Source organism: Bradyrhizobium sp. SZCCHNR1043, from assembly GCF_032489675.1.
In the GTDB taxonomy this organism is placed as follows: domain Bacteria; phylum Pseudomonadota; class Alphaproteobacteria; order Rhizobiales; family Xanthobacteraceae; genus Bradyrhizobium.
In genome coordinates this window covers 92,276-115,646 of sequence record NZ_JAUEYN010000013.1, presented here as the reverse complement: position 1 = coordinate 115,646, position 23,371 = coordinate 92,276, and the positions used below count along the sequence as shown (strand labels likewise).

General features: G+C 64.9%; 23 protein-coding genes. 7 read left to right on the top strand and 16 right to left on the bottom strand.

Annotation, left to right across the window (positions count from 1 at the left end; genetic code table 11):
• Positions 1-99: 99 nt before the first annotated feature.
• Both QX039_RS23040 and QX039_RS23035 read right to left on the bottom strand, forming a co-directional pair.
• Positions 100-558 carry a hypothetical protein gene (locus QX039_RS23040; protein WP_315736088.1) on the bottom strand — a complete coding sequence of 153 codons (459 nt, stop codon included), beginning with the start codon at positions 556-558 and terminating at the stop codon, positions 100-102.
• Between the two features lie 88 nt (positions 559-646).
• Positions 647-2,143: a radical SAM/SPASM domain-containing protein gene (locus tag QX039_RS23035; protein WP_315736086.1), complete on the bottom strand. Its 1,497-nt coding sequence runs from the start codon at positions 2,141-2,143 to the stop codon at positions 647-649.
• 79 nt (positions 2,144-2,222) lie between these two features.
• Between QX039_RS23035 and QX039_RS23030 the strand changes: the two genes are divergently transcribed.
• The 4 genes from QX039_RS23030 to QX039_RS23015 all read left to right on the top strand — a co-directional run bounded on the left by QX039_RS23030 (position 2,223) and on the right by QX039_RS23015 (position 4,607).
• On the top strand, positions 2,223-2,684 hold the full coding sequence (locus tag QX039_RS23030) for a DUF1843 domain-containing protein (RefSeq protein ID WP_315736084.1): 462 nt from the start codon (positions 2,223-2,225) through the stop codon (positions 2,682-2,684).
• Positions 2,685-2,702: 18 nt separating this feature from the next.
• Complete coding sequence (locus QX039_RS23025) at positions 2,703-3,173, top strand: hypothetical protein (protein ID WP_315736083.1); 471 nt, start codon at positions 2,703-2,705, stop codon at positions 3,171-3,173.
• A gap of 94 nt (positions 3,174-3,267) precedes the next feature.
• Complete coding sequence (locus QX039_RS23020) at positions 3,268-3,696, top strand: hypothetical protein (protein WP_315736081.1); 429 nt, start codon at positions 3,268-3,270, stop codon at positions 3,694-3,696.
• Positions 3,697-3,728: 32 nt separating this feature from the next.
• Positions 3,729-4,607 carry a caspase family protein gene (locus QX039_RS23015; RefSeq protein WP_315736079.1) on the top strand — a complete coding sequence of 293 codons (879 nt, stop codon included), beginning with the start codon at positions 3,729-3,731 and terminating at the stop codon, positions 4,605-4,607.
• A 5-nt stretch (positions 4,608-4,612) separates the two neighbouring features.
• On the opposite strand, the gene QX039_RS23010 is transcribed toward QX039_RS23015, so the two are convergent.
• The 11 genes from QX039_RS23010 to QX039_RS22960 all read right to left on the bottom strand — a co-directional run bounded on the left by QX039_RS23010 (position 4,613) and on the right by QX039_RS22960 (position 18,257).
• The gene (locus QX039_RS23010) at positions 4,613-6,085 is read right to left on the bottom strand and encodes a D-aminoacylase (protein ID WP_315736077.1); all 1,473 of its coding nucleotides are present in this window, start codon (positions 6,083-6,085) and stop codon (positions 4,613-4,615) included.
• Between the two features lie 317 nt (positions 6,086-6,402).
• The gene (gene glgA / locus QX039_RS23005) at positions 6,403-7,869 is read right to left on the bottom strand and encodes a glycogen synthase GlgA (protein ID WP_315736075.1); all 1,467 of its coding nucleotides are present in this window, start codon (positions 7,867-7,869) and stop codon (positions 6,403-6,405) included.
• Positions 7,866-9,131: a glucose-1-phosphate adenylyltransferase gene (gene glgC, locus QX039_RS23000; RefSeq protein WP_315736073.1), complete on the bottom strand. Its 1,266-nt coding sequence runs from the start codon at positions 9,129-9,131 to the stop codon at positions 7,866-7,868. The genes glgA and glgC overlap by 4 nt, the downstream gene beginning before the upstream one ends.
• Before the next feature lie 144 nt (positions 9,132-9,275).
• Positions 9,276-10,223, bottom strand: coding sequence for a carbohydrate kinase (locus tag QX039_RS22995; protein ID WP_315736070.1), 948 nt, complete (start codon positions 10,221-10,223; stop codon positions 9,276-9,278).
• Positions 10,224-10,225: 2 nt separating this feature from the next.
• The gene (locus QX039_RS22990) at positions 10,226-11,872 is read right to left on the bottom strand and encodes an FGGY-family carbohydrate kinase (protein ID WP_315736068.1); all 1,647 of its coding nucleotides are present in this window, start codon (positions 11,870-11,872) and stop codon (positions 10,226-10,228) included.
• A gap of 30 nt (positions 11,873-11,902) precedes the next feature.
• Positions 11,903-12,676 (bottom strand): SDR family NAD(P)-dependent oxidoreductase, encoded by a 774-nt coding sequence (locus QX039_RS22985; protein WP_315736066.1) that lies wholly within the window; start codon positions 12,674-12,676, stop codon positions 11,903-11,905.
• Positions 12,677-12,723: 47 nt separating this feature from the next.
• A complete protein-coding gene (locus tag QX039_RS22980; RefSeq protein WP_315736064.1) occupies positions 12,724-13,728 on the bottom strand; it encodes an ABC transporter ATP-binding protein in 1,005 nt (334 codons plus the stop codon).
• Between the two features lie 16 nt (positions 13,729-13,744).
• Positions 13,745-14,575 carry a carbohydrate ABC transporter permease gene (locus tag QX039_RS22975; RefSeq protein ID WP_315736062.1) on the bottom strand — a complete coding sequence of 277 codons (831 nt, stop codon included), beginning with the start codon at positions 14,573-14,575 and terminating at the stop codon, positions 13,745-13,747.
• Between the two features lie 4 nt (positions 14,576-14,579).
• Positions 14,580-15,452, bottom strand: coding sequence for a sugar ABC transporter permease (locus QX039_RS22970; RefSeq protein WP_315773574.1), 873 nt, complete (start codon positions 15,450-15,452; stop codon positions 14,580-14,582).
• A 338-nt stretch (positions 15,453-15,790) separates the two neighbouring features.
• On the bottom strand, positions 15,791-17,089 hold the full coding sequence (locus tag QX039_RS22965; RefSeq protein ID WP_315773582.1) for a sugar ABC transporter substrate-binding protein: 1,299 nt from the start codon (positions 17,087-17,089) through the stop codon (positions 15,791-15,793).
• A 217-nt stretch (positions 17,090-17,306) separates the two neighbouring features.
• A complete protein-coding gene (locus tag QX039_RS22960) occupies positions 17,307-18,257 on the bottom strand; it encodes a sugar-binding transcriptional regulator (RefSeq protein ID WP_315773572.1) in 951 nt (316 codons plus the stop codon).
• Positions 18,258-18,555: 298 nt separating this feature from the next.
• Between QX039_RS22960 and QX039_RS22955 the strand changes: the two genes are divergently transcribed.
• On the top strand, positions 18,556-18,879 hold the full coding sequence (locus QX039_RS22955; protein ID WP_315773570.1) for a hypothetical protein: 324 nt from the start codon (positions 18,556-18,558) through the stop codon (positions 18,877-18,879).
• A gap of 140 nt (positions 18,880-19,019) precedes the next feature.
• Positions 19,020-19,430 carry a flagellar basal body rod protein FlgC gene (locus tag QX039_RS22950; RefSeq protein WP_315773568.1) on the top strand — a complete coding sequence of 137 codons (411 nt, stop codon included), beginning with the start codon at positions 19,020-19,022 and terminating at the stop codon, positions 19,428-19,430.
• Between the two features lie 33 nt (positions 19,431-19,463).
• On the opposite strand, the gene QX039_RS22945 is transcribed toward QX039_RS22950, so the two are convergent.
• From QX039_RS22945 to aqpZ, 3 genes are all read right to left on the bottom strand, one after another.
• Positions 19,464-19,649 (bottom strand): hypothetical protein, encoded by a 186-nt coding sequence (locus QX039_RS22945; RefSeq protein ID WP_315736055.1) that lies wholly within the window; start codon positions 19,647-19,649, stop codon positions 19,464-19,466.
• A 118-nt stretch (positions 19,650-19,767) separates the two neighbouring features.
• Complete coding sequence (locus tag QX039_RS22940) at positions 19,768-20,472, bottom strand: hypothetical protein (RefSeq protein WP_315736053.1); 705 nt, start codon at positions 20,470-20,472, stop codon at positions 19,768-19,770.
• 129 nt (positions 20,473-20,601) lie between these two features.
• Positions 20,602-21,354 carry an aquaporin Z gene (aqpZ, locus tag QX039_RS22935; protein WP_315736051.1) on the bottom strand — a complete coding sequence of 251 codons (753 nt, stop codon included), beginning with the start codon at positions 21,352-21,354 and terminating at the stop codon, positions 20,602-20,604.
• A 987-nt stretch (positions 21,355-22,341) separates the two neighbouring features.
• On the opposite strand from aqpZ, the gene QX039_RS22930 reads away from it, so the two are divergent.
• Positions 22,342-23,367 carry a nucleotidyltransferase domain-containing protein gene (locus tag QX039_RS22930; protein WP_315773566.1) on the top strand — a complete coding sequence of 342 codons (1,026 nt, stop codon included), beginning with the start codon at positions 22,342-22,344 and terminating at the stop codon, positions 23,365-23,367.
• Positions 23,368-23,371 lie beyond the last annotated feature (4 nt).

The following is a 23,371-nucleotide window of genomic DNA, read 5'->3' as shown; positions in this document are numbered from 1 at the left end:
CCAGTCGACTCGGTCGGCATCATGCGATGCCGCACCTGTAAAACCGGCGCACGGGCAAGCCGCGCGCCCGTCTTCAGCGTTGATCAGTTTCACTGTTGATCAGTGACGTGCCGCCGCAGCACCGGCATAGACACCGGCAATGAAGGCCGCCGCCGCTCCGGCAACGGGCACCAGCGCCGGAACGAACTTCGCGCCTGCCGCAGTATCGATGATCTGCTGCAGCGTATTGCCGTCCTTGGCCTGGGCGCACTCCTGGTAGATGCGCGTTGCGGCTGCTTCGATCTCGGCGAAGGTCGCCGTGCAGATCACCTTGTCGATGCCCTGATACGATACAGGTCCGGCTTTGCGGTCGTGAAGGTATTGATGCGTGAGTTGCAGGCCACCGCCGACGATCGCTCCTGCGGCTGCAGCGCCGAGCGCCAGCACGGCGGGCGCGATCTTCGGCCCGAATTCCTTCGCGCCCGCTGCTCCTGCTTCCGCGAACGCCAAAGCCGGCATGTGCAGCCAGGACACGGGAATGTTCGCCAACGCGGCTCTGACGTCTTCATTTGCATTCATGGGATACTCTCCTCGGTTGGGTTTGATTGGACCAGACGACTTTCGCCAGCGCCTTCCCGCGGCCGTAGGCACCGAAGAACGACTCCGCTCAACCTGCGGAGGCGCCCTTCGGTCCGGCGGGCGCCGCGATACGGCGCAGTATTTGTTCGATCTCGTTGTGGTGCTGCATGACGCGTTGCACGACCCGCACGTGATCATCGGCACTGTTCGTTGCGTCCGCGCCTGCGCGGCAATGCGGGCATTCCGGCTCTCCCTGATAGAAGAAGTGCTTGCAGGACTCGCAGAGCAGCAGCTGGTCCAGCCTCGCCGCAGCGTCAGGCGCGAGATCCTGGAACTCGTCGCTCGCGTACGCTTCCTGGCCGTATCGGCCGCCGTGGGCGTCCTCGATCATGATGTCGAAGCAGCCATGGTCGAACGGCTGTCGTCCCGATGGCCTCGTCCGCTGCACGATCACCTCGCGCCAGCCGCGTTCGGCCAGCCGCAATACCCGGTAGTGGCAGAACGGATTGTTGCCAGGCCGTCCCGACAGCACGTGCGCGGTCCAACTGCACCCGGCGCGGCAAATCGGACCATAGTAGCACTTGGCGCAGAACCCCCAGCGGCGCCCGCGGCTCTCGTCGAGATCGCGCATGAAACGCAGTTCGGCGCTGTCGTTCCAGATGTCGGTAAATGATCGATCGCGGATATTGCCGCCGACATAGGCGGCCGTGGGGAGCGACGGGCAGCCCTTGATGGCGCCGTCAGCCTCGATACCCAGGCCAGCCCGTCCGGCCTGGCAGCCGCCGTAGTATTCGAATCGTCCGGAGGTACTGCGCCAAGCCGCTTCGTATGGACCAAAATACCCGATGTTGTTACCGGGCATAAGCTGCAGGCCGCGATCGAGGCCCTCTTCGAACAGTGCAAACAGCTCCGGCATCAGCGCAGCGAGATCGAAGGGCTGCAGCAGCAAGGATGGAGCATCGGCCGCATTGCCCATGGGCACGGTGAGCTGAATCTGCCAGGCGGAGGCCCCGGCGTCGATGATCGTATCGAAAATGTCGCGCAGGCCGCCCAGGGTAAGACGATTGACCTGCGAGTTGGCGGTCGCCATCAGCCCATGCTTTCGCGCGTTGCGGATCGCGGCCACCGCCTGGCCGTGGCTACCCTTGATACCGCGGAGCCGATCATGTGTAGCGGCCGGGCCGTCGATGGAAACGCCGACGGTCTTGAGTCCGGCGCGCGCGGCTGCTTCGATCTTCGTTTCCGTGAGTGCCCGGGCGCCGGTCTGCAGGCCGCAGACAATGCCGTTACGAGTGATCTCCTCGACGAGGACTAGCCAATCGGGGCGGAGGTAAGCTTCGCCGCCGATCAGAACGATCTCCTTGGTGCCAGCGCGCGCAAGTTCGCCAATCAGAGCGATGCATTCCGCGGTGGTCAGCTCGTCATTGCGAGGTGCGCCGGCCCGGGACCCGCAATGGCTGCACTTCAGGTTGCAGAGGAGCGTGATCTCCCAGACCACATAGCGCGGTTGAGCGGTAGGCAAGCCACCGGAAGGGATTGATCGGACCGGCATCTCGGTATCGGCGTGGGGTACACGAGAGAACATGAAATTTGCCGCGACATCGTTGACGATTGGTATCGTAAAATACTAACCTTAGATTGTATAGAGGACGAGGGAGGCGAATTTGGCGAAGGAAGGTGTTCCAGGCGGAGTGGTGCCTCTGTACGGCCTCGCGATCGGCAATGCGCTCGCAAGTGGCGGTATCACTCTGGACGAGTTGGTCACATTGCGCTCGCATGCGAAGGCGATCGTCGACGCTCAAGGCGATCTGGTTTCTGCGGTGAACGCGCTCGACGAGGAAATCGTCAAGCGCGGCGGACAGGCGGCCGCCAAAGGTGCGGCGCCTGTCGAGGTGGTGCCATCCGAACGCTTCACCGTGCAGATCACCGGCCTTCCGATCGAGCCACAGGCGAGACAGAGCATCGAGCAGGCCGTCAATAATGCGGTGAAGGCTGCCGTTGCCGCTCACGATAGCGGCGGCGACCTGAAGATCACGGCATTGTCTCAAATCCAGTCGTTCGGGGGAACGCACGGCGGCGCGACTGCGGGTCTGATCGCCACGATCGATCTTCAGTCAGCGCCTTGAAGGTCTGGAGGGGAGATCATGACCGAGAAGAACAGAGCTGGCGGAATCGGATCCTTTGCCGGTGGAACAATGATGGTCTATGGCGTTGCGATTGGCAACGCGTTGGCGGCGGCCGCCAAAGGGCCCGCATCCATCGACGATCTGGTGTCGTTGCGCGACCACGCGCACCAGATCGTCGGCGTCCAGGGTGATCTTGTTGCGGCGCTGACCGCTTTGGACGCTGAGATTGCGAAGCGTGGAGGTGCCAAGGCGGCGCCCGCGCCGGAGATGGAGCGCTTCGTCGCTCAGATCGATGGCGGTCCGCTTTCCGGCCAGTTGAAGTCTGAGATCGAGCAAGCCATTCAGAAGGCGGTGACGGCTGAAATCGCAAAGCTCGATACGCGCGGCGACATGGTTGCGACGCCGCTGTCGCAGATCAAGGCGTTCGGAGCGGGACCTGGCTCCCAAATTTACGGAGCTGTCTATCGACCGAAGCTGGATAATCCCTGAGTGCGGTCGAATGCCCGGCACACGTTCGGATCACGGCGATGTCCAGACCAAGCAAGCCGGGCGAGGCGAGAGCTAATCGAGAGGCGTTCAGGCGATGTCCGATGCAGCATCCATGAAGCCGAAGTCGGTGCCGATGTGCCCGAGTTCGCGCTGCGCCGACGGCAACACGCTGCTCGGCATCGTCAATGCCGAGGGCCGGATCGATTTCATTCCCGAGCGCTTCGAGGTCGACGCCGCCTTCGTCGCAATCGCCCGGCAGGGACGTCCGCCGGAACAGCGCTTTCGCTTCTCGTCGCCGTGCCTCGCGCGCGGCTGCGGGAAGTGGGATGGCAAGCGCTGTGGCGTCGCCAAGATCCTGAACGAGCACGGGCTGGAGCTCTTGCCGAATGAGCGCACCGTGGCGCTGCCGCGGTGTTCGATCCGCGCGAACTGCCGTTGGCACGGCGACTATGGCGATGCCATCTGCGCGATCTGCGCCTGGGTGGTTACGGAAAGCGGCAATCGGCTCGAACCGCCGGCTTGATGTTTGCGAGCCGAGACATCAGGGGGACAGAAATGGCCAAGGGCATTTCGCTGCATATCGGCCTCAATCGGCTGGATCCGAAGCACTATGCTGGGTGGGACGGCAAGCTGAACGCCTGTGAGAATGATGCGCGCGCGATGGAGGCGATTGCGAAGACGGCGGGCTATCGGACCGGCATTCTGCTCAGCGAGCAGGCCACGCGCGGCGCCGTGACCGACATGCTGACGATGGCCGCCCGCGACTTGAACAGCGGAGACATTCTGCTGCTAACCTATTCGGGCCACGGCAGTCAGGTTCCGGACCTCGATGGTGACGAGATCGATGCAGTGGATGAGACCTGGTGCCTCTATGACGGACAGATGATTGATGATGAACTCTATCGCGTGTACAGCGCGATCACCGATGGCGTTCGTGTTCTGATTCTCTCCGATTCCTGCCATAGCGGCACTGTGGCCAAGGTGAGCTACTACGAGATGGCGCAGGCCGCCGGCTTCGCCGGGAATCTGGATATCGCCGTGGCCGGCAGGGCCGCGACGAAAGGGATCAGCTATGCGCCCAAGTTCTTGCCGCAGGATATCGCCCTTCGTACTTATGAGCAGAACCGCGCATTTTATGAAGCTATCGGCCGGGCCGCAAAGGGCGCGCCCGGTGCGGAGTCGAGCGATGTCGCCAAGGCCAGCATCCGTCTGATCTCGGGCTGCCAGGACAATCAGGTGTCGTTCGATGGCGCTGTCAACAGCGTCTTCACCGCGGCGCTCCTGCTGGTCTGGGCGAACGGTCAATTCAAGGGCAACTACAACGATTTCCACCTTCAGATCCAGCGCAAGATGCTGCCGACGCAATCGCCGAACCATTACAGGATCGGCAAGGAAGATCGTGAGTACGACAGCCAGCGCCCGTTCGCGATCTAGCTAGATCACTGCAGTGATCCGCGCGTGATCACCTGCCCCGCATGCGCCTTCTGGTGCGCCCCCTGCCACCAGGTCAGCGCGCCGTTGACGATGACGGCATCGATGCCGGCGGCCGGTACGCAGGGGTCATCATAGGTCGCGCTGTCACGCACGCTGGCCGCATCGAAGATCGTGATGTCAGCGTGGTTGCCGATCGCGATCGTGCCGCGTCCCTTGATGCCGAAATTCTGCGCGGTCAGCCCGCTCATCTTCCAGACCGCGGTTTCCAGCGAGAACAGCTCGAGCTCGCGGCAGTAATAGCCGAGCACGCGCGGGAACGTGCCCCAGAGCCGCGGATGCGGACGCTCGCCGAACGGCAGGCCGTCGGAGCCGATCATGGTCGGCTCGAAGGCGAGGATGGTCTGCACGTCGGCCTCATCCATCGCGAAGTAGATCGCCGACGCCGGCTGCAGCCGCTTTGCCGCTTCGAGCCGGTCGACGCCCCAGCCGGCGGCGATGTCGGCGAGATCGCGACCCGCCACTTCGGGATGCGGCCCGGAGGCCGCGACGACGACCCTGACCTGCAGCTTGGCCGGATCGGTGTGCAGCATGGTCGACGAGGCGTTGTAGGGGTAGCAGTCCAGCGCGACGCATTGGCAGCTCATCGCCTTCGTGATCAGCGGCAGCGTCTCCTTGGTGCGGCCGAAATTGGCCGGGCCCACCACCTTGTGATGCGAGATCACGACCTGGACGTCGAGCGTCTTGCCGATGGCAAAGCTCTCCTCCAGCGACTTGATCACGTCGTTCGCCTCGTTGCGCATGTGCGTCGCGTAGACGCCGCCGCTGCCGGTGAGCGGCCGGCAGATCTCGATGATCTCCTCGGTCGGCGCCGCCTCCGCCGGCGGATAGAACGTCCCGGTCGAGACGCCGATGGCGCCGGCGTCGAGCGCCTCCTGCACATGAGCCCGCATCTCGGCGATCTCCGCGTCGGTCGCGGCCCGGCCGAGGTCGCTCACGACCGAGGCGCGCAGCGCGGTGTGGCCGACCATCGGCGCAACGTTGACGGCGGCCGGTGCCGCGCGCAGTGCAGCCACGTAGTCCGCAAACGAGGCGTACTCTGCGACCCGGCCGTCGCCGGGCGACAGCAGGCCGAGCGGCATCGGCCGCGGCGAGCCCGGCTTCAGCGGCGCGATGCTGACGCCGCAATTGCCGGTCACGACGGAGGTCACGCCCTGCGAGACCTTGCAGATCATGTCGGGATCGACCAGCACGGCGCTGTCGTCATGGGTGTGGGAGTCGATGAAGCCCGGCGCAACGATGTGGCCGGTGGCGTCGATGACGCGTGCAGCCTTGCGGCCACCAAGCTCGCCGATGGCGACGATGCGACCGTCCTTGATGCCGACATCGGCCTCGAAACGTGGCGCGCGCGTGCCGTCGATGACGGTGCCGCCGCGGATGATCAGGTCGAAGGAGTCGGAGGAAGGCTGGGTATCGGTCATGAGGTCTCGCGCAGGGATATTGATCGGAGCTGGCGGGACTATCCGCTGCACGCCTCCGGGCGTCCAGCGGGATCGGCATGAGGTGCGCGCTGGGCTGGGCTGCAAGCCCCGCGACCGCTGGCACTGCGTCAACAAGGAGCGCGATGTCACCGTCATTCCGGGGCAATCGTCAATGCGCAGCCGCGAAGCGGCAACACGTTGACGATTGAAACCGGAATCCCGAGATTTCAGGAACGGACGCAAGACAACATCGAGATTCCGGGTTCAAGGCCCGCGGCCTTGCCCCGGAATGACGGTGGTCGTAACGCAGTCGTCCTTCAACCCGCCGGCCGCCGCTGCGCGACGATCTGCCGGTAGAGTTCGGCATAACGGCCGGCGCGGTGCCGCCACGACACGTCGGTCAGCATCGCATTGAGCTGCATGCGGGTCCAGTTCGCGGCGTTGCTGCGCGAGGCGTAGAAGGCCGCAGCGGCGCGGCGCAGGGTCTGATCGAGCGCCTCCGCCGTCACGGAGGCGCACTTGAACCCCGTTGCGGCGACGCCGGCCTCAGTCTCGTCGATGACGGTGTCGGCGAGGCCGCCCACGGCGGTGACGATCGGCAGCGCGCCATAGCGCAGGGCGCAGAGCTGCGTCAGGCCGCACGGCTCGAACCGCGACGGCACGACCAGCGCGTCGCAGCCGGCCTGAATGAGATGCGCCAGGCTCTCGTCATAGCCGATGACGACGCCGATCTGTCCTGGATGGTGCGCGGCGGCTGCGCGGAATGCGTCGCGCAGTTCGGCCTCGCCGTCGCCAAGCAGGGCCAGTTGAATCCCGCTACCGGTCAAGGTCGGCAGGCAGGATAGCAGCAGGTCCAATCCCTTCTGCGACGTCAGCCGGCTGACGACACCGAGCAGGAACGTCTCCGGCGCGACCTGCAGGCCCATGCGCGTCTGCAGCGCCGCCTTGTTCGGTGCCCGCGCCTCGATCCGCTCGATGCCGAAATGCGATGGGATGGCCGAATCGCTGCCGGGATCCCACACCGCCGTATCGATGCCGTTGAGGATGCCGACGAGGTCGGACGCGCGCTGGCGCAGCAGGCCGCCGAGGCCCATGCCCTGCTCGTCGCTCTGGATCTCCCGTGCGTAGGTCGGCGACACCGTCGTGATCTTGTCGGCGAATTGCAGCCCCGCCTTGAGGAAGCTGATGTCGCCGAAATATTCGAGGCCGTAGATCGAGAAGGATTCCGGCGGCAGGCCGAGCGGCGGCAGGAAGTGGCGCGGAAAGCGGCCCTGGAAGGCGAGATTATGCACGGTCATGACCGTGCCCGGATGCGGCCGGTGGCTGTAGAGCAGATAGGCCGGCACGAGCCCGGCCTGCCAGTCGTGGCCGTGGACGATGTCGGGCACGAAGGCCGGCACCGCGCCGAGGCCGATATAGGACGCCGCTCGCGCCAGCGCCGCGAAGCGGAACGCATTGTCCGGCCAGTCCTTGCCGTCGGGTCCCAGATACGGATTGCCCTCGCGGTCATAGAGATGCGGCGCATCGAGCACGAACAGATCGAGTGCACCATGGCTGCCGCCGAGCAGCCGGGCATTGCCGCCGAAGAAGTTCGGCAGCGAGCTGATCTCGCTGGCCTGCTCCAGCGCGGTCATGACTGCGGGGTAACCCGGGATCAGCGTGCGGACCTCGACGTCCTCCGCCATCAGCGCCCACGGCAAGGCGCCGACGACATCGGCGAGGCCGCCCGTCTTGACGATGGGATAGACCTCGGAGGCAACCGACAGAACGCGCAGTGGCGTCATGAATTGAGCCCATCGATCATCGGCTGGGTAATCAAGGTCACGCCGTTCTCCGTTGTCCTGAACCGCTTGGCGTCGAACTCCGGATCCTCGCCGACCACGAGCCCCTCCGGAATCTGCACGCCGCGATCGACCACCACGTTGGTGAGGCGCGCATGGCGCGCGACGTTGACGTAGGGCAGCAGCACCGCGTTCTGCAGCTTGGCATAGGAATGCAGATGAGCGCCGGTGAACAGCAGCGAGCGCTGCACCTGGGCACCGGAGACGATGCAGCCCCCGGACACCAACGAGCACGTCGCCTCGCCGCGACGGCCATCCGTGTCATGGACGAACTTGGCCGGCGGCGTGATCTCCGAATAGGTCCAGAGCGGCCAGGAGCGATCGTAGAGATCGAGCTCGGGCACGACGTCCGTCAGATCCAGATTGGCCGCCCAATAGGCGTCCACCGTTCCAACGTCGCGCCAGTAGCTGCCCTGATCGTGGGCGGCGCGGACACAGGAGCGCGAGAACTGGTGCGCCACGGCGCGGCCGTTCCTGACGATGTAGGGAATGATGTCGCGGCCGAAATCATGGTTGGAATTCGGGTCCGCTGCGTCGCGCTTCAGCTCCTCGAACAGGAATTTGGCGTCGAACACGTAGATGCCCATGCTCGCGAGCGACCTGTCGGGCTTGCCCGGCATCGGCGGCGGATCGGCCGGCTTCTCGATGAAGTCGCGGATCGTGTCGTCCTCATTGATGTGCATGACGCCGAAGCCTGAGGATTCCTCGCGCGGCATCTCCAGGCAGCCGACGGTGACGTCGGCGCGCTGGTCGACATGCTGCTGCAGCATCAGCTCGTAGTCCATCTTGTAGATGTGGTCGCCGGCCAGCACGACGATGTATTTGGTATTGTAGGTCTCGAGGATGTCGATGTTCTGGTACACGGCGTCGGCCGTTCCGACGTACCACATCGTCTCCGAAACGCGCTGGCTGGCGGGCAGGATGTCGAAGCTCTCGTTGCGCTCGGGACGGAAGAAGTTCCAGCCCATCTGCAGATGCCGGATCAGGCTGTGCGCCTTGTACTGCGTCGCCACCGCGATGCGACGGATGCCGGAGTTCACGGCGTTCGACAGCGCGAAATCGATGATGCGCGACTTGCCGCCGAAATAGACGGCGGGCTTGGCGCGCCGGTCGGTCAGCTCCAGCAGCCGGCTGCCGCGTCCGCCGGCCAACACGAAGGCCAGCGCGTGACGAGACAGCGGCTCGGTCCGTGCGGCGGGTGCCATGGTTCTCCTCCCTGCAACTCGTTGTCGCGTCAAGAATTCCGCGGCCCGGACAGGGGCGTCTCGCGATCGCGCTCCGTCTCCCGGTACTCACATATGACGAGGGAACAGCCAACCAGTTCCCAATGACGAGTGCAATGGGGTGCTTCAGCCCAGGCGATCCCAGGTTGCAGCCATGTCGTCCCAGCGCGGCGGGTCGGCGCCCTCGCGGGTGCAGGTGACGGCCGCACACGCCCCGGCAAAGGCGAGCACCTTGCGCAATTCGGTCTGGCTCAATCCCCTCAGGGCCTCCCGGCCGATGCGGCCGAGCTTGCGCAGCGCGAACAAGAGCCCCGCCTGGAATGTGTCGCCGGCCCCGATCGTATCGACCACCTCGACCTGGGGGACTGCGACTTCGACCGCGCCGGCTTGCGCATGCCAGCCGAGCGCCCCCTTGGGACCCCGCGTGACGACGACCAGGCTGGTGCCGCGCGCCAGCAGCGCGTCGGCCCGCGCAGCGTAATCGTCGTGGCCATGCAGATAGTCGAAATCGACATCCGACATCTTGATCAGGTCGGCGCTTGCGGCAAACCCATCCATGTCAGCGCGATAGCCGGCCTTATCAGTCACCAGATTCGGACGGCAGTTCGGGTCGAAGGAGATCGTCACCGCGCCCTGCGTGGCGGCGATCAGCGCACGGGTCTGCGCGGCGCCGAGATCGTGGATCAGCGTGGTCGAGCCGACATGGATGGCATCAATGTCGGCAAAGGGGATGCTGCCCGGCCGGAACGTCCATTTCCGCGCGGCGGTCTCGGCGTCGTAGAAGGCATACTGCGCCTCGCTGCCGACATGGCGCACGAAAGCGAGCGTGGTCTGGTCAGGGCTGCGCGTCGCGTAGCCGAGATCGACGTTCGAGCCTTGCGCATGCGCCGCGATCATGGTGCCGAACAGGTCGGTCGAGATGCCGCCGACAAAGCCCGTGGGCGCACCGAGCCGCGCCACGCCGACGGCGACGTTCAGGCACGAGCCGCCGACCACCGGCCGCAAGGCATCGCGGCCATCGGCCGATCTGGCCGGGACGAAATCAATCAGCGCATCGCCGCAGCTCAGGATCATGGTCATGCCTCCCCGTCGACCCCATGCATCACGGAACGGCTCTCGCGATCAAGCGTCCGCAGCAGGCCGTGGATGCGGCGCTTGCGGCGATGGAAGGCCGCGATGTCCGGATCGGTCGGATCGCTGAGGCGGCCGAGCGAGGACATCGACGCCATCGTTTCGCCGATCGAGCGAAAGCCGCCGCTCGCCACCGCGCCGAGCATGGCCGCGCCGAGCAGCACGGGCTCCTGGGTGCCGGGCAAGGCCACCGTCAACCCCGTCGTGTCCGCCATGATCTGGCGCACCAGCGGACTGCGCGAGGCGCCGCCGGCCATGACCAGCGTCCGGCTGCTGACGCCGTTGGCGGCGAAAGCGTCGATCACGTCGGCCAAGCCATAGGCGAGCCCGCACAACCCGGCCACGAACAGCCGCTCCATCGCTGAGATATCGGTATCGAGATCGAGGCCGGCGATGACGGCGCGCGAGTCGGGATCGGCATAGGGCGAACGGTTGCCGAGAAACTCAGGGAGGATGTGGAGATCCCGCGCCAGCAGCGCAGCGGCGCCGGCATTCGGCACTCGCGCCATGATCCGCTTCTCCAGAAAGCTGATGACGTCGAGCCCTTCGGCACGCGCGGCAGCCGTGGCCTCGGCAAACGCCGGGTGCGAGCGCAGCAGGTGATCGATCGCAGCCCCCGCAGCGGACTGGCCACCCTCGTTGAGCCAGAACTCCGGCACCATGCCCTGATAGTACGGTCCCCATACGCCGGGCACGAAGGACGGAGCGCGCGTCGTCGCCATGATGCAGGCCGAGGTCCCCATGATATAGGCGAGGCGCTCGCAAACATCGACCTCGCCGCGCTCAGCCGCGCGGCCGCCGATCGCGCCGATGCCGCCGGCGTGGGCATCAATCAGCGCCGCGCCGACCGGTGTGCCTGCAACCAGTCCGAGTTCTTCGGCCGCGTCCTGCGACAGCCCACGGCCGAGCGGCGTGCCAGGCGCAACGATCTCGGTGCCGATCCGCGCGAAATCTTCTGCGACGAAATCCTCCAGCCCGATGCGGCGAAAGTAGGCCGCGCTCCAGCGCGTCTCATGCGCGAGATAATTCCATTTGCAGGTGACGGTGCACATCGAGCGCGCCAAAGAGCCTGACGCACGCCAGGTCAGGAAGTCGGCGAGATCGAAGAAGTGGCCTGCCGCATCGAAACTCTTGCGCAGGTGCCGCTTCAGCCACAGCAGCTTCGGCATCTGCATTTCCGGTGAGATCGAACCGCCGACATAGCGCAGCACCTCGTCTCTGGTCGCATTGATGTCGCGCGCCTCCATCAGCGCGCGATGATCCATCCAGACGATGACGTTGCGGGCGGACGCGCCGGAGCTGCTGACGGTGACGGGAGCACCCGATGGGTCCAGCGCCACCAGCGAGCAGGTGGCATCGAAGCCGACGCCCTTGATCAGCTCCGGCGCGACCGCCGCTTCCGCCAGCGCGGCTTTGACCGAGGCGCAGCAGGCACGCCAGATGTCGTCGGACGACTGCTCGACGACGTCGCCGGCCTCGTGCCAGGTCTGGATCGGATGCCGCGCCGCGGCAAGCAGGCGGCCGTTACAGTCGAAAATCCCGGCGCGCGTGCTGGTTGTGCCGACATCGACACCGATGAACGCCTGCCGCATGTTTCGCTCCCGTCAAATTTTGACGCGAGCTTACCAGCAAGTGTAGCCGCCATCGACAACGACGACGCTGCCGGTCATCAAACTTGCCGCTTCCGAGGCCAGGAACAGGACGACGGACGCGATCTCCTCGACCTGTCCCATGCGGCCCATCGGGGTTCCGCCGATCCAGGCGTCGTACATGCGCGGATTGCTCTTCACGAAGGCATTCAGCGGCGTCTCGATATAGGTCGGCGCGACCGCGTTGACCCGGATGCCGCGCGCGCCCCATTCGGCCGCCAGCGACTTGGTCAGATGATGCACTGCGGCCTTGGAGGCGTTGTAGAAGCACTGCTCCTGCGGCTTGTTGACGATGAAGCCGGACATCGAGCCGATATTGACGATCGTGCCGCTCTTCGCCGCCAGCATGTGCTTGCCGAAGGCGCGGCAGCACCAGAAGGTGCCGTTGAGGTTGACGTCGAGCACGTTGAGCCAGTGCTCGTCGGTGACCGTCTCGGCCGGCGTCTCGCTGCGCGCGATGCCGGCGTTGTTGACGAGGATGTCGAGGCCGCCGTAGCGCGCGACCAGATCGTCGGCCACCTCGTTGACTTGAGCCGAGTTGGTGACGTCCATCAGCGCGGTCTCGGTGTCATAGCCCTTGGCCTTCATCGCCGCCTGCCCGTCCGCTGCCGCCTTGGCGTCGCGATCGGCGATCACGACATGCGCGCCCGCCTCCGCCAGCGCCTCGACGCAGGCGAGCCCGATGCCCTGCCCGCCGCCGGTGATCAGCGCGGTCTTGCCGTTCAGCTTGAATTTCTCCAGATACATCGTCGTGGTCCGTTGTTGTCATTGACGCCCGGAGGGGGCGTCGCCTCTCATGCGAAGATCGAATTGCCGTTGGCATCGAAGCGATAGATGCGGTTCGGCTCAGGCCGCAGCGTCACCGCATCGCCGGCGCTGAGGCGCTTTTCGCCGACGACGCGCACCGTGAGCGTGCCGAGCGCGCCCGCATCGACATAGAGAAAGGTGTCGCTGCCGAGGTGCTCGGCGATCACGACCTTGCCCTGCCAACCGTGCCCGTCATCGACGACAGCGACATGCTCGGGCCGCACGCCGATCGTGGTCGCATGGTGTTTGTCCGCTTCCGCGCCGGTGATGAGGTTCATCTTCGGCGAGCCGATGAAGCCGGCGACGAAAAGGTTGGCCGGCCGCTGATAGAGCTCGATCGGCGAGCCGTATTGCTCGATGCGGCCGGCATTGAGCACCACGATCTTGTCGGCCATCGTCATGGCCTCGACCTGGTCATGCGTGACGTAGATCGCCGTGGTGCCGAGCTGCTTCTGCAGCCGCGTCACCTCGAGCCGCATCTGCACGCGCAGCGCCGCATCGAGATTGGACAAGGGCTCGTCGAACAGGAACGCCTTGGGCTCGCGGACGATGGCGCGGCCGATCGCGACGCGCTGGCGCTGGCCGCCGGAGAGCTCGCGCGGCTTGCGATCGAGATAGGGCGTGAGGTTCAAGGTCGCGGCGGCCGCCTCGACCTTCTGGTTGATCTCGGCCTTGGGCAGCCCGGCCATCTTCAAGCCGAAAGCGATGTTGCCGCGCACGCTCATATGCGGATAGAGCGCATAGGATTGGAACACCATCGACAGGCCGCGCTTGGCCGGCGGCACGTCGACGACATTGTTGCCGTCGATCAGGATGCGGCCGCCCGAGACGTCCTCCAGCCCCGCGATCAGGCGCAGCAGCGTGGTCTTGCCGCAGCCGGAGGGGCCGACGAATACCACGAAGGCGCCGTCGGGGATGTCGAGATCGGCGCCCTTGATGATGTGGACCGGCCCGAACGATTTCTGCACACCTTCCAGCGTGATCCGTCCCATGTGATCCAGCCTTTCGTTACTTCACTGCGCCGAAGGTCAGCCCGCGCACGAGCTGCTTCTGGCTGAACCAGCCGATGATCAGGATCGGCGCGATCGCGAGCGTGGAGGCCGCCGACAGCCGCGCCCAGAACAGGCCTTCCGGGCTCGAGTAGGAGGCGATGAAGGTCGTCAGCGGCGCCGCATTCAGGGTCGACAGGTTCAAGGTCCAGAACGCCTCGTTCCAGGCGAGGATGAGATTGAGCAGCAGCGTCGAGGCGAGGCCTGGGATCGCCATCGGCGTCAGCACGTAGATCAGCTCGCGCCCGATCGTGGCGCCGTCCATCCGCGCCGCTTCCAGGATGTCCTTCGGGATCTCCTTGAAGTAGGTGAACAGCATCCAGATCACGATCGGCAGGTTGCCGAGGCAGAGGATGAAGACCAGCCCGGTGCGGGTGTCGAGCAGACCGAAGTTCTTGTAGATCAGGTAGATCGGCACGAGCACGCCGACCGGCGGCATCATCTTGGTCGAGAGCATCCAGAGCAGGATGTCCTTGGTGCGCTTGGTCGGCGCAAACGCCATCGACCACGCCGCGGGAATGGCGATCAGCATCGCGATCAAGGTCGAGCCGCCGGCGATGATCAGCGAGTTCAGCGCGTGGTGCAGATAGTCGCTGCGCTCCTGCACCGTGGCGTAGTTTTCGGTTGTCCAGTGGAAGAACAGGAACGACGGCGGCGTCGCGAACGCCTCCAGCTCGGTCTTGAAGCTCGCCAGCACCATCCACAGGATCGGGAAGAAGATCACGAACCCGGCGAGCCATGCGGCCACGGTGGAGATTGCGACATGACGTCCGGTGACCTTGCGCGCCATGGTGTCACGCCTCCAGATTGCGGCCGACGATGCGGACCAGGAAGAAGGCGACGATGTTGGCGATGACCACGGCGACCAGGCCGCCGGCCGAGGCGGTTCCGACATCGAACTGGATCAGCGCCTGAGAATAGACCAGGAAGGCGATGTTGGTGGTCTGCAGGCCCGGTCCGCCGCCGGTGGTGACGAAGATCTCCGCGAACACCGTGAGCAGGAAGATGGTCTCGATCAGGATCACCACCGTGATCGGGCGCGCCAGGTGCGGCACCGTGAGATAAATGAAGCGCGACACCGCGCCGGCGCCGTCCATCTCGGCGGCCTCCTTCTGCTCCTCGTCGAGCGACTGCAGCGCGGTCAGCAGGATCAGGGTCGCGAATGGCAGCCACTGCCAGGCGACGATGAAGATGACCGCGAGCAGCGGCGCATCGGTGAACCAGTCGATCGGCGTCATCCCGAGCGATGTCGCGATCCACGCGAACAGGCCGGACACCGGATGCATCAGCAGGTTCTTCCACACCAGCGCGCTGACGGTCGGCATCACGAAGAACGGCGCGATCACCATCAGGCGGATGATGTTGCGGCCGATCACCGGCTGGTCGAGCAGCAGCGCCAGGGGAATGCCGAGACCGATCGTCAGCAGCAGCACCGAGCCGACCAGCACCAACGTATTCTGCAGCGAGGCGAGGAAGGCGGGATCGGTGAGGAAGTACTCGAAATTCTCCAGGCCGACGAAGCGCTCGGAGCCGGGGTCGAGCAGGCTGTAATGCAGGGTCGAGAAGTAGACCGTCAGCGCCAGCGGCACGATCATCCAGATGAACAGCAGGATGACCGCGGGCGACAGCAGCGCGCGGGCGAGGATTTGCGTCTGTCTGGTGGCCATGACCGCCGTTCCTTGTTCGCTCGACAGATATTGCTGTCATTGCGAGCGAAGCGAAGCAATCCCGAACACGGGCGGGACTCTGGATTGCTTCGTCGCCTTCGGCTCCTCGCAATGACGAGCTGATGGCTAGCCGTAGGGTGGGCAAAGGCGCGGAGCGCCGTGCCCACCGTCTTCACGGTTCGCGGCCCGACGGTGGGCACGCTTCGCTTTGCCCACCCTACGGGTCTCGCATGTCGCGTTCGAGCAGAGAAAAAATGCGGCCATCCCTGTGGGGAGGGATGGCCGCCAGTGATCAGCTCGGGAGGAGTTTTGGCTTCGAGCTGATGGACGTGGCGCGCCTATTTGATGTAGCCGGCGCGCTTCATCTCGCGTTCGGTGGATGATTGCGCCGCCGCCAGCGCCGCATCGACCGTCATCGAGCCGGCCAGCGCAGCCGAGAACTGCTGTCCGACTGCGGTGCCGATGCCCTGGAATTCAGGGATGGCGGCGTATTGCACGCCGACATACGGCACCGGCTTCACGGTCGGCTTGTTCGGATCGGCGGCATCGATCGAGGCGAGGGTCAGCTTGGCGAACGGCGCGACCTTCAGATACTCCTCGTTCTTGTAGAGCGAGGTGCGCGTGCCCGGCGGCACGTTGGCCCAGCCGTCCTTGGAGGCGACGAGCTTGAGATAGTCCTTGCTGGTCGCCCAGGCGATGAACTTCTCCGCCGCCTCGACCTTCTGCGAGCCGGCGGGCACCGCGAGGCTCCACGCCCATAGCCAATTGGCGTTCTTGCCGAGGCCGGTGTTCGGCGCCAGCGCGAAGCCGACCTTGTCGGCGACCTTCGACTCCTTCGGGTTGGTCACGAACGAGGCCGCCACGGTGGCATCGATCCACATCGCGCATTTGCCGGAGTTGAACAGCGCCAGGTTCTCGTTGAAGCCATTCGAGCTGGCGCCGGGAGGGCCGGCCTCCTTCATCAGGTCGACATAGGTCGACAGCGTCTTCTTCCATTCCGGCGTGTTGAACTGCGGCTGCCATTTCTCGTCGAACCAGCGCGCGCCGAACGAGTTCGACATCGCGGTCAGGAACGCCATGTTCTCGCCCCAGCCGGCCTTGCCGCGCAGGCAGATGCCGAACACGCCGCCCTGCTTGTCGGTGAGCTTCTTGGCGGCATCGATGACGAAGTCCCAGGTCGGGCTCTCCGGCATCTTCAGCCCGGCCTTGTCGAACAGGTCGGTGCGGTACATCACCATCGAGCTCTCGCCGTAGAACGGCGCGGCGTAGAGCTTGCCGTCGACGGAGACCGCATCCTTGATCTTGGGCAGGATGTCGTTCGCGTCGTAGTCGGCGCCGAGCTTGTCGAGCGGCACCAGCCAGTTCTTCTTGGCCCAGATCGGCACCTCGTAGGTGCCGATGGTGAGGATGTCGAACTGGCCGCCCTTGGTGGCGATGTCGGTGGTGACGCGCTGGCGCAGCACGTTCTCTTCCAGGGTCACCCATTTCACGGAGATGTCGGGATTGGCCTTGGTGAATTCGCTGGTCAGGCCCCGCATCCGGATCATGTCGCCATTGTTGACGGTGGCGATGGTCAGGCTGGTCTCGGCCATGACGGGCGCGGTCAGGAGCGCAGCGCCTGCCAGCGCGCAAAGCATGCTCGTCCGAGTGAAGATGGTCTTCACGGTGTCCTCCCTCAATCCCGCGATGCGTGAACATATGCTCACGGGCTGAGCTGATGTTCACAACACCGGTCAGACTTTGTCAAGCATGCGTCGGCGCCCACAGGTTGTGCGGCGCGGCAAGAAAATGACCTTGGATTGAAAGAGCCGCGCCGTTGCCGCAGAGGCCAGCAGCGGCGCAGGCCTAAGGCTGTCACGCCAGGACGGCGCGCGCCGTGGCCTCGTCGGTGATCAGGCCGTTGATCAGCCGCCCCTTGAGCGCAGCGCGGATCGCCGGGACCTTCGCCGGACCGAGCGCCGCCGCGATGGTCATGGCGCGCGCCGGCACCTCGGGCGGAATGCTGGTGAGCCTGCGGTTGGTGCCACCGGCGATCACCTTGCCCTTGGCGTCATAGGCCCAGCCGGTGATCTCGCCGATGGCGCCGAGCCGCATCATCTCGGTGAGCTCGTCGCGGGTGACGAAGCCGTCGACATGCATCTGCGCCTTCTGGTCCATCTGGCCGATGCCGACCAGCTTGAGATCGGCCTTGTCGGCCACCGCCTTGACCTTGGCAATGGCATCGAGCCGGACCATGCGGTCGCGCTCGTCCTCGGTGCCCATCAGGAACGGAAGCGGCATCGGATAATGCCGCGCACCGGTGCGGTCGGCGAGCCGGCCGACGGTGTCGAAGAAGCTCGCCGAGCCGTCGGCCAGGATGTTGCCGACCAGCGAGACGATCTGGTGCTCGGGGCGGTCGATCGGCGTGACGCGCTCGACCGCGGCCCGCACCGCCCGCCCCGTTCCGAGCGCGATGATGACCGGCGTCTCGGCCCGCAACGTCGTCTCCAGCAGGTTGGCGCAGCGTTCGGCGATTCCTGCAGACCCGGTGGGCGCAGCCGGGTCGGTCGGCACCACCTCGCAATGCACCAGCGCAAACCGCTCCTTGAGCTGGGCGGCGAGCGCCATGCAGGACGCGATGGGGTGCTCGAGCCGGAAGGTGATCAGTCGCTCGGCGAGGCACAGCGACACCAGCCGCTGCGCCGAGGCGCGCGACACCTGCAGCATCCGGGCGATCTCGTCCTGGGTGTGGCCGGCGATGAAATACAGCCAGCCGGCGCGGGCGGCGTCGTCCAGCCGTGATTTGTCGCTGTCGCTGCCCGCCATGACGCCGCGCGGTCTCCTTCCAGTCGCTGCTACCCCGGCCAAGCAGAGGCTCGACGCGGATCGGCCAGCACTATGGCATGGCGGCCGCGGCGCCGGGAACCGAAGCCCGCCGCCATCCCCAGGCGGGCGCAGCGGCCTCGCCCAGACCAGATCATATGCTCGGACCATGGGCAATAGCCCAACCTCGGCAGGTTGCGGCGCAACGACCGGCGCGCTGGCCCCGGAACCTCGCCGGCCGCACGACGGCTCCCCATCCATGAGGGATGCGGCGTCTCGGGAGGCCGCTTAGCTGGGAGGCATGGCTGTCCCTCCCCTCGTCCGCCCCAACCGCGCCGCCCCGGTGCTCGTCTGCCGCAAATGCCTGAAGCGCAGCGATGACCCCAAGGCCATCAACAAGGCCATCAAGCATGCGCTGACATCAGAGCGGGAGCGCGGCAGTGGCGCCCGCGAGAAGCCTGCGCGCGTCGTCATGACGAGCTGCTTCGGCCTGTGCCCGAAGCGGGCGGTCGTCGTCACCGGCGGCGTCCGCGCGGCGCGCGGCGAATATGTGCTCGTCTCCGCCGCGGACGACGCGGCGGGCGCCCTGGCGCTGCTGCGTGACGATCAGAACAGCTCGTCCTGAGCGCCGTCGGCCGCCGCTGGCGACCGGCCGATGGTCAACGAAACCTTGCCGCGGACGATCGAATGTCGCGGCCGATGTTGACGCTTGCTTGGCACGCGCAGGGCTTAGTTGCGGGGATCATCGTCGTCGGCAAGCGTCCCATGAGCCCCACCGCAACCATCGCAGTTTCCGGCATGAACGCGGCTTCGCGCCGCCTCGAGGTGTCCGCCTCGAACGTCGCCAATGCACGGAGCACCGGCGCGCTGCCCAATGCCGACGGCACGCTGCCGGCGGGCGCCCCGAAAGCCTATGTGCCGCTCGATCTGGTGCAGAGCGACGTCGCCGGCGGCGGCACGCAGACGAGCATCACCCGTGCAGGCTCCGGGACCACAGCGAGCTACGATCCCTCGGCGCCGTTCGCCAACAAGGACGGCCTGGTCGCGGCGCCCAATGTCGATCTCGCGCAGGAGATGATCAGCCAGCTCGTCGCCAAATACAGCTTTGCCGCGAATGCAAAAGTGCTGAAGGCGAGCGACGAGATGAGCCGGACCGTGATCGACATGAAGGTGTAGGCCGGCCTCTACAGCTCGGCGGCTCGCGCCGCGTCAGCGCGAGAGTGCGGCGACCAGCCAGTGGATCAGCGTGGCACCGCCGATAGGTGCGACCATAAGCAGCATCATGTTGAAGCCGATCAGCACGAGCAGCAGCCTTTCACGCCGCGGCGACAGCCGCCGCTTCGGCGGCTCCGGTTTCGGATCATGCGGCCAGCCACCGGGCAAGTCGACGAACATTGCGGCCTCACCTGTCGCAGCAGAACGCCGGAGCAGGCGCATCGGATGCCCCGCTCCGGACGAGCATCGTAGCACGGCGGGATCATGGAGACGATCGGCGGCGCGTCCTGCGCCGTGCTCACGCGGTGTCCTTGCCCAGCTCGGCCAGCACCTGCGGCTCGACCAGCAGCCCCTGCCGCTCGTATCGCCCACGCGTCCGGCTGAAGCGCACCACGACCGCATGGCGCTTGCTCTTCGCCTTGGCCCGCCGCGACAGCAGCGCGTTGCCCGCGGGCAGAAAGACGAGATCGCCGAGACCAACGCATGAGAGGCATGCCGGACCACCGTCCTCCATCATCAGGAAATCGCCGGTCCCGCCGCAGCGATGACAGCTCCAACCGTCCCGCGTCGGCAGGATCGCCACCAGCTCCGGCACCCGGCTCGCCTTCGCTGCCACACGCTCGCGCTTCTTCTCGGAGAGCGCCGGCGAGACCCAGTGCGTCCGGAACAGCTCTTCAAGTTGCGGATCATTGCTGCGGCTGAACCGCAGCGGCTGCCGGCGTGGCGTCTGTGCGACATAGGCGGTCTCGCTCGGGCTCAGCCCCTTGGCGAGCGCCCAGGCACGAACATGCGTCATCGCCTCCTTGATGCGCGGGAGACCGGAGCGCGTGACCTCCTCCAGCGAGCCGACCTGTCCGCGCCGCCACTGCTCCAGCAAGCTCGCATCGAGCCAGCCGAGGCCACAGAACAGGTCGGCGATGCTGACGTAGTGCTGCTCGGCCAGCAGCGCCTCGGCCGCCCTAGCGACGCGATCGGACACCGGCTCCTTGTTCCCCCGGCTCATCACCGCACCTGCAAGATCGTGAACGCTGACAAGGCGCGCATTATCCAACAGAGCCGGCGGCGATCAAGAGCGGCGCGACCGCAGCATCGGCCGTGACGCGGCCCGATCCAACCGCGTGAGGAGATCTTCCTAGGCGCTTTTCGCGACCGCGCCCTGCCCCGTCCGCTCGCCGGTCACCTCGCCGGCCGGCTCCGGGCTCAGCCAGCGATAGATGAAGCCGCCGGCCGCGCCGCCGAGCAGCGGCGCCACCCAGAACAGCCAGAGCTGCGCCAGCGCCCAGCCGCCGACGAACAGCGCCGGCCCGGTGCTACGCGCCGGGTTCACCGAGGTGTTGGTGACGTGGATGCTGATCAGGTGAATGAGCGTCAGCGCAAGCCCGATCGCCAGCGGCGCAAATCCCACCGGCGCCTTGCCATGGGTCGCGCCCATGATCACGAACAGGAACATCATCGTCAGCACGAACTCGCTGAGCAGGCAGGCCCCTAACCCATATTTGCCGGGCGAATGCTCCGCATAGCCATTGGCGGCAAAGCCGCTCGCCGTGCTGAAGTCCGGCGCGCCGCTCGCGATCGCGTACAGCACGGCAGCAGCAACGATGGCGCCGACCACCTGCGCGACGATGTAGGGCACAATCAGCCCGGTCGGGAACCGCCCGCCGCAGGCCAGCCCCACCGTGACAGCCGGATTGAGATGACAGCCCGAGATGTGCCCGATCGCATAGGCCATGGTCACCACGGTGAGCCCGAACGCCAGCGACACGCCGAGCATGCCGATCCCGACATTCGGCACGCCCGCCGCGATCACCGCACTGCCGCAACCGCCGAACGTGAGCCAGAACGTCCCGATCGCCTCCGCCACGAGCTTGTTGTTGTTGCCGTTCATCATCGCCTCCCTGGGTGCGTGTGATTGGCTGGAGCCCGCCTCTCCCGTCAATGGAGAAGATGATCACTTTGGCAACCTGGAGTCAAAGGCGATTCGTGGCTGTCGTGGGATGCCTGTGACTTTGAGTCAGAAAGAGTCCGACCGTTCGTAGTTCGTAGGGCGGATGAGCGAAGCGTAATCCGCCAGCTTACGCTGCGTGCCAACAGCCGTCGGCGCTCATTCCTGGAGGAAGCTCGTTCCTGCCGTGAACCAGCTTGATCGGCGAGGGGTTGCTCATCGAGCTTGCGGCCGACGGTCCAAAGCCGACATCGATGATCCTGCATGGCGGATTACGCTCCGCTCATCCGCCCTACGTGCTATCGATTTTGCCGACACGCCGGCGAGAGCATCGGCACATTCGCCCACGGCCAATTGTGCCAGCGCCCGTCTTCGTCGACGCAAGCGGAGGATGTCGGGGGCGGGCTCGTTGTCGCATCCGCGGATGCTTCAAGCGCGGCAAATCGGTGGTCGACATAGGTCGTGGACAGGCATCCCGCGACGGTCACCGCCAGGATGACCGCAAATCCCTTGGCTGAGTCACTCCAGCGCATGTCATCACATCCCTTGTTCGGCGTGCCAGGAACACATGGGCCGACATTGACGCGCAATCGCGCGGCTGACCGTGAGAGAGGTCACATCGACATCTAGCCGCTATTTCGGCTCCTGATCGGCCGGCTTGTTCGCGGGGGTGGGCCTCGGCGTGCCGGATGCCTCGTCGTCGTTGGCAAAGTTTAGTGCAGCGTCACCGTAACCCGACGGGCCGACGGGTATATTTCCTGCACTGCTATCGAAACGCCCGACAAAACGGGGTGCTTTTCGCACACCCTATTTGCGCTCGAACACGCTCTCAGCGGGTTGCAATCTCTGCAATCGCAACTATCATGCACCATTTAGTGACCAGCTAGATACTTCCTCAACCATTTTGCACCAGCGCTCGTGGGTAAGCCAATGAAGTGGCGTGATAAGCTTGGGCTAAAACGTGAAGTTCAGGAATGTCTCGTCGAGCGCGCAGCTTTCTCCAGCACTCGCTTAGATGATCTCAGAAACCAAATCAGCCAATCCAAGCACTTACAATCTCTTCCAGATCTAAGCATCTTTGCGTCGGGATCCTACGGACGCCTTGAAGCCGGCAGACATTCGGACATCGACCTTTTCTTCTTGTGCAACAAGCGGCCTTCAGAATACGCCGGGCTCAACATCTCGAAAATTCAGATGATGTCTGAAATAATCGACATAGCTCGCGCCATGCATTTTCCTGAGTTCTCTAACGATGGAGAGTTTCTAAGCGTGCTCTTTGTGCCAGAAATATTAGATAATCTTGGAGGCCGGTCGGACGATTACGCAAATCATTTCACCGCCCGATTGCTACTCCTCCTTGAAGGGCGCCCACTGACGAACGCCGCAGCATTCCAAACAGCCACAGAGAATATTATCGAGTCATATTTTCGCGATTACCCGCATCACCCCGAAGACTTCAGACCTACATTCCTGACTAATGACATAATCCGATTTTGGAAGACACTTTGCTTAAACTACGAAAATCGACGGAACGCCCTCGGCTCAAATCGTGAGGTCGACAGCGCAAGACGACGTAAGCAGCAAATTAAGAACTACAAGCTAAAATTTAGTCGAGCACTGACGTGCTTCGCCACCATCGGTATTCTGTCTACCTTCGACACGAGTGTGGAGCCGAAGGACGTCGCCGACCTCTGCGAACTCGCACCCATAGATCGCTTAGCCCAGATAGCCGATCGGAGACCGAAGGCCAAAACTGCGGTTAAGGATGCAATCGCCCTGTATTCTTCATTTCTACGGACTACGGCAAAATCACCGGACGAGCTAGCCGCGTACTTCGCCGACGAGAAAAATAGGACAAACGCCTTCAAGGAAGCTGCCCTCTTTGGGGACAGGATGTTTGACATGCTTACACGAATAGACATGAACCAACGCAAAGTCAGATATTTGGTAATCTAGGCAT